The sequence below is a fragment of the Pseudomonas brassicacearum subsp. brassicacearum genome, from assembly GCF_008801605.1.
Taxonomy (GTDB): Bacteria; Pseudomonadota; Gammaproteobacteria; order Pseudomonadales; family Pseudomonadaceae; genus Aquipseudomonas; species Aquipseudomonas brassicacearum.
This window is the reverse complement of sequence record NZ_VZPJ01000010.1, coordinates 12,684-27,003: the sequence shown is the minus strand read 5'-3', so window position 1 is coordinate 27,003 and position 14,320 is coordinate 12,684. Positions and strand designations below refer to the sequence as shown.

General features: G+C 60.3%; 14 protein-coding genes. 7 read left to right on the top strand and 7 right to left on the bottom strand.

Going from position 1 to position 14,320, the window contains the following annotated elements; genetic code table 11:
- Nucleotides 1-4: 4 nt before the first annotated feature.
- Together F7R20_RS21370 and F7R20_RS21365 are read right to left on the bottom strand one after the other, a co-directional pair.
- Nucleotides 5-424: an organic hydroperoxide resistance protein gene (locus F7R20_RS21370; protein ID WP_003199389.1), complete on the bottom strand. Its 420-nt coding sequence runs from the start codon at nt 422-424 to the stop codon at nt 5-7.
- A 343-nt stretch (nt 425-767) separates the two neighbouring features.
- Nucleotides 768-1,229 (bottom strand): MarR family winged helix-turn-helix transcriptional regulator, encoded by a 462-nt coding sequence (locus F7R20_RS21365; protein ID WP_003199391.1) that lies wholly within the window; start codon nt 1,227-1,229, stop codon nt 768-770.
- Nucleotides 1,230-1,373: 144 nt separating this feature from the next.
- Here F7R20_RS21365 and F7R20_RS21360 point away from each other — a divergent pair, with 144 nt between their 5' ends.
- Nucleotides 1,374-2,123 carry a sulfite exporter TauE/SafE family protein gene (locus F7R20_RS21360; RefSeq protein ID WP_003199392.1) on the top strand — a complete coding sequence of 250 codons (750 nt, stop codon included), beginning with the start codon at nt 1,374-1,376 and terminating at the stop codon, nt 2,121-2,123.
- On the opposite strand, the gene F7R20_RS21355 is transcribed toward F7R20_RS21360, so the two are convergent.
- Nucleotides 2,113-2,967: a LysR substrate-binding domain-containing protein gene (locus F7R20_RS21355; RefSeq protein ID WP_027912697.1), complete on the bottom strand. Its 855-nt coding sequence runs from the start codon at nt 2,965-2,967 to the stop codon at nt 2,113-2,115. The genes F7R20_RS21360 and F7R20_RS21355 overlap by 11 nt on opposite strands.
- A gap of 97 nt (nt 2,968-3,064) precedes the next feature.
- Between F7R20_RS21355 and F7R20_RS21350 the strand changes: the two genes are divergently transcribed.
- Both F7R20_RS21350 and F7R20_RS21345 read left to right on the top strand, forming a co-directional pair.
- The gene (locus F7R20_RS21350) at nt 3,065-3,283 is read left to right on the top strand and encodes a DUF1127 domain-containing protein (protein ID WP_003199394.1); all 219 of its coding nucleotides are present in this window, start codon (nt 3,065-3,067) and stop codon (nt 3,281-3,283) included.
- A gap of 64 nt (nt 3,284-3,347) precedes the next feature.
- Entirely contained in the window at nt 3,348-4,577 is a 1,230-nt protein-coding gene (locus tag F7R20_RS21345; RefSeq protein ID WP_003199396.1) for a winged helix-turn-helix domain-containing protein, read from the top strand.
- Between the two features lie 135 nt (nt 4,578-4,712).
- On the opposite strand, the gene F7R20_RS21340 is transcribed toward F7R20_RS21345, so the two are convergent.
- Nucleotides 4,713-6,059, bottom strand: coding sequence for a class II 3-deoxy-7-phosphoheptulonate synthase (locus tag F7R20_RS21340; RefSeq protein WP_003199400.1), 1,347 nt, complete (start codon nt 6,057-6,059; stop codon nt 4,713-4,715).
- A gap of 142 nt (nt 6,060-6,201) precedes the next feature.
- On the opposite strand from F7R20_RS21340, the gene F7R20_RS21335 reads away from it, so the two are divergent.
- Both F7R20_RS21335 and F7R20_RS21325 read left to right on the top strand, forming a co-directional pair.
- Nucleotides 6,202-6,957 (top strand): spermidine synthase, encoded by a 756-nt coding sequence (locus F7R20_RS21335; protein WP_003199402.1) that lies wholly within the window; start codon nt 6,202-6,204, stop codon nt 6,955-6,957.
- 493 nt (nt 6,958-7,450) lie between these two features.
- Nucleotides 7,451-9,124: a DEAD/DEAH box helicase gene (locus F7R20_RS21325; protein WP_003199404.1), complete on the top strand. Its 1,674-nt coding sequence runs from the start codon at nt 7,451-7,453 to the stop codon at nt 9,122-9,124.
- A gap of 191 nt (nt 9,125-9,315) precedes the next feature.
- Here the strand turns inward: F7R20_RS21325 and F7R20_RS21320 are convergent, their stop codons facing one another.
- Nucleotides 9,316-10,083 (bottom strand): DODA-type extradiol aromatic ring-opening family dioxygenase, encoded by a 768-nt coding sequence (locus tag F7R20_RS21320; RefSeq protein WP_003199407.1) that lies wholly within the window; start codon nt 10,081-10,083, stop codon nt 9,316-9,318.
- Between the two features lie 104 nt (nt 10,084-10,187).
- On the opposite strand from F7R20_RS21320, the gene F7R20_RS21315 reads away from it, so the two are divergent.
- Nucleotides 10,188-10,841 carry a thiopurine S-methyltransferase gene (locus tag F7R20_RS21315; protein WP_003199409.1) on the top strand — a complete coding sequence of 218 codons (654 nt, stop codon included), beginning with the start codon at nt 10,188-10,190 and terminating at the stop codon, nt 10,839-10,841.
- Nucleotides 10,842-11,167: 326 nt separating this feature from the next.
- On the opposite strand, the gene htpX is transcribed toward F7R20_RS21315, so the two are convergent.
- Nucleotides 11,168-12,055, bottom strand: coding sequence for a protease HtpX (gene htpX / locus F7R20_RS21310; protein WP_003199411.1), 888 nt, complete (start codon nt 12,053-12,055; stop codon nt 11,168-11,170).
- 301 nt (nt 12,056-12,356) lie between these two features.
- Nucleotides 12,357-13,568 carry a pyridoxal phosphate-dependent aminotransferase gene (locus F7R20_RS21305; protein WP_003199412.1) on the bottom strand — a complete coding sequence of 404 codons (1,212 nt, stop codon included), beginning with the start codon at nt 13,566-13,568 and terminating at the stop codon, nt 12,357-12,359.
- Between the two features lie 220 nt (nt 13,569-13,788).
- On the opposite strand from F7R20_RS21305, the gene msrB reads away from it, so the two are divergent.
- Nucleotides 13,789-14,184 carry a peptide-methionine (R)-S-oxide reductase MsrB gene (msrB, locus tag F7R20_RS21300; RefSeq protein WP_003199414.1) on the top strand — a complete coding sequence of 132 codons (396 nt, stop codon included), beginning with the start codon at nt 13,789-13,791 and terminating at the stop codon, nt 14,182-14,184.
- Nucleotides 14,185-14,320 lie beyond the last annotated feature (136 nt).

Genomic DNA, 14,320 nt, shown 5'->3' with positions numbered 1-14,320 from the left:
GTGGTTAGACGGTGACGTGCAGGCGCACATCAACGTTGCCGCGGGTGGCGTTGGAGTACGGGCAGACCTGGTGAGCCGCATCCACCAGGCTTTGCGCGTCGGCCTGGTCCAGCCCTGGCAGGCTGATGTGCAGGTCGATGTCGAGGCCGAAACCGCCGGGGATCTGGCCGATGCCGACATGGGCGGTAATCGAGGCGTCGTCCGGGATCTTGCGTTTGCTCTGGCTGGCCACGAATTTCAGTGCGCCGATGAAGCAGGCCGAGTAGCCGGCGGCGAACAGTTGCTCAGGGTTGGTTGCCGCACCGCCTGCACCACCGAGTTCCTTGGGCGTGGCGAGTTTGACGTCGAGGATGTTGTCGCTGGAGATCGCACGACCATCACGGCCGCCGGTGGAGGTTGCGATTGCGGTGTAGAGAGTTTGCATGATGAGAGCCTCGTTTCTGGATTGGTGTTGTTGCGCTAAATGTTTGCGCGCTAAGTAGGTGTGAGGAGAATGTATAGCGCTAATATTTAGTGCGCAATATAAATTTTCGAAGCGAGTTGAATTTGCGCCGCTGAAAGGGCGTGTAACCCTTGATCTAGAGCGTTTAAGCGCAGCATAAAAATTTTAGATGGGCGAGTTACAGATCAGGGAGCGGCAGGACTGCCGCCATCGCGAGCAAGCTCGCTCCCACATTAGATTTGCGTCGAACGCAGATTTATAGTCACTGAGCATCAAGTGTGGGAGCGAGCTTGCTCGCGATAGCGGTGGGTCAGTTGGAGGTAAGTCAGAGGCTGTCTTGCAAATGCCCGCGCAGTGCCTGCAGGTCAAGTTGCAGCTTCTTCAACTGCTCCAGGGTCAGGCCGCTGGCGGCGAGGATGCACTGGGGGATGTCGAGGGCTTTTTCGCGCAGGGCGCGACCCTGTTCGGTGAGTTCGACAATCACTACGCGTTCGTCTTCACGGCTGCGGGTGCGGCTCAGCAGGCCTTCGGCCTCCAGGCGCTTGAGCAGTGGCGTCAGCGAGCCGGGGTCTGTCAGCAGACGTGTGCTGATTTCACCGACGGTCAATCCGTCCTTTTCCCACAACACCATCATCGCCAGGTATTGCGGATACGTCAGGCCCAGGGCCTGTAGCAGCGGCTTGTAGACTTTGGTCATCAGCAGTGAGGTGGAGTGCAGGGCGAAACAGACCTGGTTGTCGAGCAGCAGGGCTTCGCAGGCTTCGGGGGTGTCGCGCAGGGTGTTCATGGCAAAACCTTCAATCAATGATCGTTACGAATCTAGCGGGCGAATCTTTAATGCGCCAGATAATTCTGACGTCTGCACAGATGTTACGTTTCCCCGCTGGCGCCGACTGCGTAGGATAAGCACCCTGATGAAAGGGGAATCGTCTTGTTCGAATTTGTGCTGTTTTTGGTGTTTGGTGCCGTGTTGGGTACCTTGGGGGGATTGTTCGGGATCGGTGGCGGCCTGATTGCCATTCCGGTGCTGGGCGTCTGGTTCGGCCTCGACCAGCAACTGGCCCAAGGTACGGCGCTGGTCATGGTGGTGCCCAACGTGATGCTCGCGTTGTGGCGCTATCACCAGCGCAATCGCATTGAATTGCGCCATGTCCTGCCGTTGGCTTCCATGGGTTTCTGCTTTGCCTGGCTTGGTTCGATCTGGGCCGTGGGGATCGACGCGAACAGCATGCGGATCGGCTTCGTCGCGTTCCTGATCGCGCTGACCCTCTACAACCTGGCCCGCATGTTCGCCGCCAATGCACCGGCTTCGGCGCAGATGCGTTATGGCTGGCCATGGCTCGCCGTACTGGGGGCAGCATCCGGCACCATGGGCGGTCTGTTCGGGGTTGGCGGGGCCGTGGTCGCGACGCCGATCCTGACCAGCATCTTTAGCACCAGCCAGGTGGTCGCCCAAGGGTTATCCCTGGCACTGGCCTTGCCCAGTACCGGCGTGACCCTCGCCACTTATGCGTTTCACCATGAGGTGGACTGGAGCATCGGCCTGCCGCTGGCCGTCGGTGGCCTGCTGAGCATCAGTTGGGGGGTGAAAGTCGCCCACGCCTTGCCGGAGCGGCTGTTGCGCGGGCTGTTCTGCGGTTTCCTGGTGCTGTGCGCGGTGCTGCTCGCCTTTAAAGTTTGAAGCCTTCGACGATGTGCTCGGCCAGGCACTCGGTGATCGGCGAGGGGTTATGCAGGTTGCGGATCAGCATGATGCTGGCCTCGGGCAGTTCCGGCAGGTCTTCAGCTTCGCCCAGTACGCGCATGTCCGGGGTCAGCAGGCTTTCCAGTTGCGCCGTGATTGCCAGGCCGGCGCCCACCACCGCCATGAGCGCCGACAGGCTCGAGCTGTTGTATGCCACGCGATAATCGCGCCCCATGGCATCCAGCGCATTGCAGGCCCATTGCCGGCAGAAACAGTCACTGTTGAACATCGCCAGCGGCAGCGGTGTTTGTTCATGGACGTTGAAGCAGGCGGCTTCGGCCCAGACAAAACGCTCCTTGCGCAGCAACTGGCCGATTTCGTCCCCTGGCTTGCGGGTGACGATGGACAGGTCCAGGTCCTGGCGCAGCAGCAACTGCTTGGACGATTCGCAGTGCACTTCAATTTCGATCAGCGGGTAGAACTGGGCGAAGCGTTGCAGGATGCCAGGCAGAAAGCGCATCACGTAATCGTCCGGCGTGCCGATGCGCACCGTGCCGACCATGTGCGGTTCGCGCAGGGTATTGAACACCTCGCTGTGCAGCTTGAGGATCCGCCGAGCGTAGCCCAGCAGCACCTGGCCTTCGGCGGTGAGCTTGACCTGGCGTCCGTCACGCTCGAACAGGCGGCGTTGCAATACGTCTTCTTCCAGCCGCTTCATCTGCATGCTCACGGCAGACTGGGTGCGATTGACCAATTCCCCGGCCCGGGTGAAACCGCCCTGGTCGGCGATGGCGACAAAGGTACGCAGCACTTCCGTATCGATGCTCGGGTAACTCGACAATTGATCAATCTCCGAGATGTATTGCATAAGAAACATTCGTTGGATTGATCTTATCGTTAGCGCGAGACTTGATCCATCCCCAACGGAGGACATCACGATGAAAGGTCAAAAAGGTTATCTACTGATAGACAAACTCTCCCACGGCTTTTCCGTCAGCGCCCTGCTGCACAAGTTTAGTCGCTGGTACGAATTGCACCACGAACGCGAACTGCTGGCCGGAATGAGCGACGAGGCGCTCAAGGACATTGGCGTGAGTCGTGCCGACGTGGAACAGGAAGTGGTTCGGCCATTCTGGGACGACCCAATGCACAAATGAGCCATCCTTTCCTACACAAACCCCTTATTGGTGAGGTAGGTTGCGAGCAGAGAAGGAGATCTCCATGCCCGCGACTCTGTCCTTTACCCTCAAACAGGCCCGGCGTCTGGCGTTGGCCGCCCAAGGATTCGATGGGCGGTCGCCGCCAGCTTCGGTGCAACCCTCACGCCTCAACCGCCTGATCGAACGCCTCGGCGTCCTGCAGATCGACTCAGTCAATGCGTTGGTGCGCTCGCATTACCTCCCGCTGTTCTCCCGCCTCGGTCACTACAATCGCGATTTGCTCGATCAAGCAGCCTGGAGCCAGGGCCGACGTCGTACGCTGTTCGAATACTGGGGACATGAAGCGTCGCTGCTGCCGATGTCGATGTATCCGTTGATGCGCTGGCGCATGAATCGGGCGTCGGGTGGCGAAGGGATTTATCAGCAGTTGGCGCGTTTCGGCCAAGAACGCCAGGATGTCATCCGCCGTGTCCTGGCGTCGGTCCAGGAGCAGGGCGCCCTGGGTGCTGGCAGCTTGTCCACGCGCCAGGAGAAGGCCGGGCCTTGGTGGGACTGGAGTGCGGAGAAACATGCGCTGGAGTGGCTGTTTGCCGCGGGTGAAGTCACGGTGGCGGGGCGGCGCGGGTTCGAGCGGCTCTACGACTTGCCCGAACGGGTCCTGCCGGCCTCGATCCTGCAGCAACCGTTGCCGGACGAGGCCCAGGCCCAACGCGCCTTGCTGCTACATGCAGCCGACGCCTTGGGCATTGCCACAGAGAAAGATCTGCGCGACTACTTTCGCCTCGCTCCGGCCGACAGCCGTGGGCGCCTGGCTGAGTTGGAGGAGGCCGGAGAGCTGCTGCGCTGCCAGGTGCAGGGCTGGAAACAACCGGCCTGGTGCCGACCTGAGGCGAAAGTTCCTCGCAAAGTCGCCGCCAGTGCCTTGCTGTCGCCGTTCGACTCGCTGGTCTGGGAGCGCGGCCGTACCGAGCGGTTGTTCGACTTTCGCTACCGGTTGGAGATCTACACGCCTGTCCACAAGCGGGTGTATGGCTATTACGTGTTGCCGTTCCTGCACCACGAACGCATTGCAGCTCGGGTGGACCTGCGGGCGGAGCGGGCCCTGGGGCAGTTGGCCGTGCATGCCGTGCACGAGGACGCGTCGGGGCTGGACGAGGAGGGGATGCAGGCCCTGGCGCTGAACTTGAGGCGCATGGCCCGGTGGCTGGGGTTGGAGCGGGTCCAGCTCAATTGCCAGCGAGTGAGTGGGGTTCGGTTGGCGGTGGCATTGGCCCAGATTGATGGTGACTGAGCCGACGCCTTCGCGAGCAAGCTCGCTCCCACAAGGGATTTCTGGTGACCACAGGTTTTGTGTTCACAGCCGATCCAATGTGGGAGCGAGCTTGCTCGCGACAGCAATCCAGCAGGCACCGAAAGCCTTACTGACTCACCGCCGAACCTGCTTCAACGTCTCGGCAATCAAAAACGCCAGCTCCAGCGACTGATCGGCATTCATCCGCGGGTCGCAGTGGGTGTGGTAGCGGTCCGACAGCCCGTCCTCGGTAATCGGGCGTGCGCCGCCGATGCATTCGGTGACGTTTTGCCCGGTCATCTCGATGTGAATCCCGCCGGCATAGGTGCCTTCGGCTTCGTGGACCTGGAAGAACTGCTTCACTTCACCGAGGATCTGCGCAAAGTCCCGGGTCTTGTAGCCGCTGCTGGCCTTGATGGTGTTGCCATGCATCGGGTCTGAGCTCCACAGCACTTGCTTGCCTTCACGCTGCACGGCGCGCAACAGCGGCGGCAAGTGTTCGCCGACCTTGTTGGCGCCCATCCGGGCGATCAGGTTCAGCCGGCCGGGGTCGTTCTGCGGGTTGAGCACGTCGATCAGGCGGATCAGGTCGTCGGGATCCATACTCGGGCCGACCTTGACCCCGATCGGGTTGTTCACCCCGCGCAGGAATTCGACATGGGCGCCGTCCAACTGACGGGTGCGGTCGCCGATCCACAGCATGTGGGCCGAGCAGTCGTAATAATCGTTGGTCAGGCTGTCACGGCGCACGAAGGCTTCTTCGTAATTGAGCAGCAACGCTTCGTGGGCAGTGAAGAAACTGGTTTCGCGCAGTTGCGGCGAGCTGTCCATGCCGCAGGCGCGCATGAATGCCAGGGTTTCGTCGATGCGGTCGGCCAGGTGACTGTACTTTTCCGCCAGGGCCGAATTGGCGATGAAGTCCAGGTTCCACTTGTGCACCTGGTGCAGGTCGGCGAACCCGCCCTGGGCGAAGGCGCGCAGCAGGTTCAAGGTGGCGGTGGACTGGTGGTAGGACTGCAGCAACCGCTCCGGGTCCGGTACGCGGCTTTTCTCGTCGAAACCGATGCCGTTGACGATATCGCCCCGGTAGGCCGGCAAGGTCACACCGTCGATGGTTTCATCATTGGCTGAGCGCGGCTTGGCGAACTGCCCGGCCATGCGCCCGACCTTGACCACCGGGCAGCCGGCGGCAAAGGTCATGACGATCGCCATCTGCAAGAGCACCTTGAAGGTGTCGCGGATCTTGGCCGCCGAGAACTCGGCAAAGCTTTCGGCGCAGTCGCCGCCTTGCAGCAGGAACGCCCGGCCCTGGGTCACCTCGGCGAACTGACGGCGCAACTCCCGGGCCTCACCGGCAAACACCAGAGGCGGATAGCTGGCCAGGGTCTGCTCTACCTGCAACAGGTGCGCGGCGTCGGGGTAGCGGGGTTGTTGCTGGATCGGCAGGGCGCGCCAGCTGTCAGGGCTCCAGGGTTGGCTCATCATGATCTCTAGGTGATTTACGCTTGGACGGCCATGTTATCAGCAAATTAGTGCGTGACCTGCTCCGGTTGCTTCGCGGACAATCGCGCCTTTGTCCCGTATACGCAGGCTCAAGCCGGCACGGTCACCATCAGGAGATGAAATGACAGAGGAGCGCGTCGAGCATTTGCTCGCCGAGGTGCACGACGAGTTCGGCATGATTCGCGTATTCGAAGTGGCCGATTACCGGTTTCTCGAGTTTGGCGATGCCATTGAGCAGAGTTGCGTGTTCACAGCCGATCCGAGCTGGCTCGAATATGACTATACCCGCGCCATGCTCATCGGCGCGTTGTGTCACGAGCAGCCGGAAAGTGCGCTGTTTCTGGGGCTGGGCGCCGGTACGTTGACCCAGGCCTGCCTCAAGTTCCTGCCGTTGGAAGATGTCGAGGCCATTGAACTGCGCCCCGACGTGCCACGCCTGGCCATCGAATACCTGGGGTTGGATGACGATCCGCGGCTGTACATCCGCGTCGGCGATGCACTGGAGCTGCTTGAAAGCGCCGAGCCGGCGGACTTGATTTTCGTCGACCTCTATACCGATGTCGGTCCCGGCGTCGGGCACCTGGCCTGGGGCTTCCTGGAAAACTGCCAGAAACGCCTCAACCCGGGCGGCTGGCTGGTGATCAACCAGTGGGCCACCGATGACGGCAAGCCATTGGGGGCGGCGCTGTTGCGCGGCTTGTACCACCGGCATTATTGGGAGCTGCCGGTGAAGGAGGGCAATGTGATCCTCATCGTGCCGGCGGACCTGGATCAGGAGCTGGACATGCAAGGACTGGTCGCCAGGGCCGAAGGGCTGGCGCCGCGACTGGGCTATTCGTTGCAGTCGTTGATCAAGGCCATTCGCCCGGCAACGTGACACCCGTCCAAGGCGTGACAACCCCCCCCCCTGTGGGAGCAAAGCTTGCTCGCGATGAACGCAACTCAGTACCTGCGCAAATCGCGGTGTCCGCATCGCGAGCAAGCTTTGCTCCCACAGGTAAAGATGAACCGTTTTAGCACCTCATCCCCGCAACGCTGGGCCTCTGTAAAACAAACGGTTGTACCGTTAACCCCTGGGCCTGTGACAGCGAGCCCCATAACGGTGTCTGGCAATAAAAAAAGCTCCCTTTTTGGGCGAATTCCGGTATAGTGCGCGCCGGCCTTTAGCCGGGCCGCGTCAAGGTAGCGCAATTCCCCGAAGTCAGCTTCGGTTGCATGTCCGCACAACGGATGCTTCCACGACGTTCTTTTTCATTCATTCGTTTTCGCAAATCCCCGCCGACAAAGCAGCCAGGGCGACTCTTGAGTCTCAACACGGCATGCGCAGCTTTGGAGCATGGGTCTTTGCGGATGCACTTAGAGGCAGACCCATGACCCAGGAAACCGGCGGCTTCGCCGCTTTTAATCTCAACCCGAACATTCTCGCTGCCGTCACTGCGACCGGCTACGAAGAACCTTCGGCGATTCAGCAGCAATCGATCCCGATCATCATGGCCGGCCACGACATGATTGGCCAGGCGCAAACCGGTACGGGTAAAACCGCTGCGTTCGCCCTGCCGATCCTGCATCGCATCGATCCTGCCAAGCGCGAACCGCAAGCCCTGATCCTGGCGCCAACTCGTGAGTTGGCGCTGCAAGTAGCAACCGCTTTCGAAACCTATTCCAAGCAGATGCCTGGCGTTACTGTTGTGGCCGTTTACGGCGGTGCCCCGATGGGCCCACAACTCAAAGCCATCCGTAATGGCGCGCAGATCGTTGTCGCCACTCCGGGTCGTCTGTGCGACCACCTGCGTCGTGACGAAAAAGTCCTGGCCACCGTGAACCACCTGGTTCTCGACGAAGCCGACGAAATGCTCAAGCTGGGTTTCATGGATGACCTGGAAGTCATCTTCAAGGCCCTGCCAGCAACCCGCCAGACTGTATTGTTCTCGGCCACCCTGCCGCAATCGATCCGCGCCATTGCCGAGCGCCACCTGCGCGATCCGCAACACGTGAAGATCCAGACCAAGACCCAGACCGTCACCGCGATCGAACAGGCTCACCTGCTGGTTCACGCTGACCAGAAGACGTCTGCCGTTCTCAGCTTGCTGGAAGTGGAAGACTTCGACGCCCTGATCATGTTCGTGCGCACCAAGCAAGCGACCCTGGACCTGGCCAGCGCCCTGGAAGCCAAAGGCTACAAAGCCGCTGCGCTGAACGGTGACATTGCCCAGAACCAGCGTGAGCGCGTGATCGACTCCCTCAAGGATGGCCGCCTGGATATCGTTGTGGCGACCGACGTTGCTGCCCGTGGCCTGGACGTTCCGCGCATCACCCACGTATTCAACGTGGACATGCCGTACGATCCGGAATCCTACGTTCACCGTATCGGCCGTACTGGCCGTGCCGGTCGCGAAGGCCGTGCGCTGCTGCTGGTCACCCCGCGTGAGCGCCGCATGCTGCAAGTGATCGAGCGTGTAACTGGCCAGAAGGTAGCTGAAGTTCGCCTGCCGGACGCCCAGGCCGTTCTCGATGCCCGCATCAAGAAACTGACCAACAGCCTGTCGCCACTGGTGGCTGACGCCGAATCGACCCACGGTGATCTGCTCGATCGCCTGACCGCCGACATCGGTTGCAGCCCTCGCGCCCTGGCCGCCGCACTGCTGCGCAAGGCCACCAATGGCCAAGCGCTGAACCTGGCTGCAATCGAGAAGGAACGTCCCCTGGTGCCGAACAACGCACCGCGTGGCGATCGTCCTGAGCGCACCGGTGATCGTCCGGATCGTGGTGATCGCGAGCGTCGTGCGCCGATCCCGCTGGCCGAAGGTCGTGCTCGCTGCCGTACCGCGCTGGGTGCCCGTGACGGCATCGCTGCCAAGAACCTGCTGGGTGCCATCCTCAACGAAGGCGGCCTGGCCCGCGAAGCTATCGGCCGCATTCAGGTGCGTGACAGCTTCAGCCTGGTAGAGCTGCCGGAAGATGGTCTGGAGAAGTTGCTGACCAAGTTGAAAGACACTCGTGTGGCTGGCAAGCAGCTCAAGCTGCGTCGCTATCGCGAAGATTGATCGGCTCTTGGGCTGATTGATCGAACATGAAAAATCCCCGACTGGTTCGGGGATTTTTTTTGCCTGTCGTTTGGTGTTCCTTCAGGTTGATTGGCGTTGTCCCATTCGCGAGCAAGCCCGCTCCCACAAGGTTTTGGGAGCGCCGAAAATCCAATGTGGGAGCGAGCTTGCTCGCGATTGAAGCGACCCGGTCAATCGAACCGATAGATGTCCATCCCCAGCGTCCCCATCGTGAACCCCGCATGGGCAACACTGAACTTGCCCCCTGCACCCCGGGCAAAATACAGCGGCAGCAAGTGCTCATCACTGGGGTGGCTGCGCACGGCGTTCGGTGCCTGGCGACGGTAATCATGCAGCGCGGTCTCGTCGTCGGCCGCCAGCTTCTCAACCATCCAATCGCGAAAGTCCTTGGCCCAGGGCTCGATGCTGTCGGGACCGGCGTTCCAGTCCAGGTCGCGCAGGTTATGGGTGATGCTGCCAGAGCCGATCAGCAAGATGCCCTGTTGGCGCAGGTTCGCCAGGGCCTGGCCGACCTGTGTCTGCAACATCGGTCCCTGGCGGCTGGGCAGGGAAACCTGCACCACCGGGATGTCGGCCTCGGGGTACATCAAGGACAATGGCACCCAGGCACCATGGTCAAACGGCCGTTGAGGGTCGAGGCGTGCCGGCAGGTCCGCGGCGTTGAGCATGTCCGCGACTTGCGTCGCCAGTTGAGGATCGCCAGGCGCGGGGTACTGCACCTCATACAGCGCCGGTGGAAAGCCGCCGAAGTCGTGCCAGGTGCGCGGCTGCGGATTGGCGCTGACCAGCAGTTCGTTACTTTCCCAGTGAGCGGACACGATGACGATGGCCTTGGGCTTGGGCAATTGAGCGGCCAGGCGAGCCAATGCCGGACCGCTGTCGCCGGGTTCCAGGGCGAGCATCGGTGAGCCATGGGAGATAAACAGGCTGGGCAGCATGAAGGGACTCCTGAGCGTTAAGATGGGGTCATCTTCCATCAGGTCAATGATCTAAATCTAATATAAGTTTTAACCCATTTTGATCGAATTTTCTGGAGTGAATCATGGAGCCCGAGTTTTGGCACAAGCGCTGGTCATCGAACCAGATTGGTTTTCACTTACCGGAGGTGAACCCCTACCTGCAACGTTTCTGGCCACAATTGGGATTGGCCCAAGGCAGTCGGGTGCTGGTGCCGTTGTGTGGGAAAAGCCTGGATCTGCTGTGGCTTGCCCATCAGGGCTACTCAGTGCTTGGCGTGGAGTTGTCGGAAAAAGCCGCCACGGATTTTTTCCTTGAGCATCAGCTTGAGCCGGTTGTGAGTGAAGAGGGCGCTTTCAGGGTGTTCCGTGCCGGTGATATCGAGATTCGCTGCGGTGATTTCTTTGCCCTGGGCCCGAAGGATGTGGTCGATTGCGTGGGACTGTACGACCGCGCCGCGCTGATCGCTTTGCCCCTGCCGATGCGCGAGCGGTATGCGGCCCATCTGCAGAAGATCTTGCCCAATGGCGTCGGATTGTTGATTACCCTGGATTACAACCAGGATGAAATGCCTGGCCCACCGTTCTCTGTCGGGGATGATGAGGTGCAGCGGCTGCTGGGGGATGCCTGGCGGCTGGAGGTCTTGCAGGAACAGGATGTACTGGGAGAGAGCTGGAAGTTTTTGCAGGCGGGTGTGAAGCGGCTGGATGAGCGTGTTTATCGGCTGTCCAGAGGTTGAAGCGTTGTTTGTGCTGATGCCATCGGGAGCATGCTTGCTCCCACATTTGATCTGCTGTGAACACAAAACCTGTGGTCACCCAAGTTCCCCTGTGGGAGCGGGCTTGCTCGCGAAGGCGGCCTGACGGGGTGGCCTGGATTTTGTTGATCGAGTACATATCCGTTACCGCAGTAATGGATATACACACGACCCATCAGGAAAAGGGCGAGTAGATTTTTCCAAAAAAAACTCCCCAAAAAAAGACGCTTCCCATTTCTGAAAGAAGCGCCGTTTTTTCCAAGCTGAACAGCATTACGCATTTCTGCGGGTTTTCTCTTGACTAACGATCAACCCCGACGACGCAGTGCGTCAATACGCTCTTCCAGCGGCGGATGGCTCATGAACATGCGAGCCAGGCCCTGCTTGATGCCACCGTTGATGCCAAAGGCATTCAGGGTGTCGGGCATGTGCACTGGCAAGCCTTGTTCGGCGCGCAGGCGTTGCAGGGCGCCGATCATGGCGCTGGTGCCGGCCAGGCGTGCACCGGCGTCGTCGGCGCGGAATTCACGCTTGCGCGAGAACCACATGACGATGGCGCTGGCGAGGATGCCCAGTACCAGCTCGGCGAAGATGGTCGCCACGTAGTAGGCGATGCCTTGGCCTTCTTCGTTCTTGAAGATCACCTTGTCGACGAAATTGCCGATGATGCGGGCAAAGAACATCACGAAGGTGTTCACCACGCCCTGGATCAGCGCCAGGGTCACCATGTCGCCGTTGGCGACGTGGCCGATCTCGTGGGCCAGCACGGCCTTGACTTCATCGGGCGAGAAGCGCTCGAGCAAGCCCTGGCTGACGGCGACCAGTGCGTCGTTCTTGTTCCAGCCGGTGGCAAAGGCGTTGGCCTCATAGGCCGGGAAGATACCGACTTCCGGCATCTTGATACCGGCTTCGCGGGACAACTGCTCGACGGTTTGCAGCAGCCATTGTTCGTGGCGAGTGCGCGGCTGGCTGATGATCTGGGTGCTGGTGCTCATCTTCGCCATCCACTTGGAGATGAACAGCGAGAACAGGGAACCGGCGAAACCGAACACCGCACAGAAAATCAGCAGCTGATTGAGGTTGAGATCAACCCCGTTGGCCGCCATGAACCCGTTGAAGCCGAAGAGGCTCAGGGTGATGCTGGCAATCAGCACGACCGCCAGGTTAGTGGCCAAGAACAGCAGGATGCGCATCATGGTTGTGAAAATCTCCTCGTGCTAAAGATGTAGCGTTATGCGGGGTATATAAGGTGCCGCCGCAGGCTATTCAACTCGCCGACTATTTCAAACTGTGTCCTACAGCCGTCCTAAATGTTTGAAAGACTTTTCTGAAAGTGACTGGGGAAAAAAATATGGCGCCTGCCCCCCGTGAACGTTGAGCCAGAGTGCCCGTTGGCTGTTCAACCCCTAGTGTAGAAGGCGTTGCGGAGTCGGCAGAACGGATGTGTTGCTGAATCAAACAGCGTGCGAGGCGAGGACTCCCCGCACGCTGTCTGGCTTATTGGCGGTAGGACTTGAGGAAGTTGCCGATCCGGCCAATGGCCTGGTCGAGGTCATCGACCCGCGGCAGGGTCACGACGCGGAAGTGATCCGGCCACGGCCAGTTGAACGCCGTGCCCTGGACCACCAGTAGCTTCTCGGACAGCAGCAGGTCGAGGACGAATTTTTCATCGTTGTGGATCGGGCAGACCTTCGGGTCGATCCGCGGGAAGGCATACAGCGCGCCCATCGGCTTGACACAACTGACGCCGGGAATGTCGTTGAGCAGCTCCCAGGTTCGATTGCGCTGTTCCAGCAGTCGGCCCTGGGGCAGGACCAGGTCGTTGATGCTCTGGTAGCCGCCAAGCGCCGTCTGGATCGCATGCTGGCTCGGCACGTTGGCACACAGGCGCATGTTGGCCAGCATGTCGATGCCTTCGATGTAGCTCTGGGCGTGATGCTTGGGACCGGAAATGACGACCCAGCCTGAGCGGAAACCCGCTACCCGATAGGATTTGGACAGGCCGTTGAAGGTCAGGCACAGCAGGTCCGGTGCCAGGGATGCAGTGCAGATGTGCACGGCGTCGTCGTAGAGGATCTTGTCGTAGATCTCGTCGGAAAACACCACCAGGTTGTGCTGGCGGGCCAGTTCCAGCATGCCCAGCAGCACTTCCCTGGAATACACGGCGCCGGTCGGGTTGTTCGGGTTGATGATCACCAGTGCCTTGGTATTGGGCGTGATCTTGGCCTTGATGTCCGCCAGGTCGGGAAACCAGTTGGCCTGTTCGTCGCACAGGTAATGCACCGGGTTGCCACCGGACAGGCTCACGGCAGCGGTCCACAGCGGATAGTCCGGCGCCGGCACCAGCACTTCGTCGCCGTTGTTGAGCAGGGCTTGCATGGACATCACGATCAGCTCGGACACACCGTTACCCAGGTAGATGTCCTCGATGCCGACGCCTTCGACCTGCTTCTGCTGGTAGTACTGCATCACGGCCTTGCGGGCGCTGAACAGGCCCTTGGAGTCGCTGTAGCCCTGGGCGGTCGGCAGATTGCGGATGACGTCCTGGAGGATTTCATCGGGCGCTTCGAAACCAAAGGGGGCCGGATTACCGATGTTCAGCTTGAGGATGCGATGGCCTTCCTCTTCCAGGCGTTTGGCGTGCTTGAGCACCGGGCCGCGAATGTCGTAGCAGACGTTGGCGAGCTTGTTCGATTTGCTGACCTGCATGGCGATGTGTTCCCGAAAATGAACGATCCAGGCGGCGTATGAACTACCGTACTGGGAATCCTGCGTCTGTGCCCAGGCCTGACGCGGTATAGGCGCCACAATCCGTTTGAATGCGCATGACGTGACTGCCAGACTGGCGTCTGACGAGGCGCAATCATACGTGCCGCCCGATCTGCGGAAAAGCGTCGGATCGGGCTTTTTCAATTGCCGAGGTAGGACGATGGAAAAGTTGGAAAAAACCCTTGAAGAATGGCGCTCCATGCTCGACCCGGAGCAGTACAACGTCTGTCGGCTGAAGGGCACCGAGCGGCCATTCTCCGGTAAATACAACGCCACCAAGACCGACGGCGTGTACCACTGCATTTGCTGCAACGAGCCGTTGTTCGATTCGCAGACCAAATTCGATTCCGGTTGTGGCTGGCCGAGTTTCTACGCGCCGATCGAGGGCAGCGCGGTGGTGGAGGTTCGGGACGTCAGCCACGGCATGATTCGCACCGAGGTGGTCTGCGCCAAATGCGACGCTCACCTGGGCCACGTCTTCCCCGACGGCCCGCCGCCCACGGGTTTGCGGTACTGCATCAACTCGGTGTGCCTGGATCTGGTCCCCCGGGAGTAATTCGGTGGGAGCAAAGCTTGCTCGCGAAACAGGGCCTCTCGATTTCTGAACGACCGTATCGCCTTCATCGCGGGCAAGCCTTGCTCCCACAGTTTGTGGTGTGGGTATTTTTGATAATTAAATTGCATGCAATTTA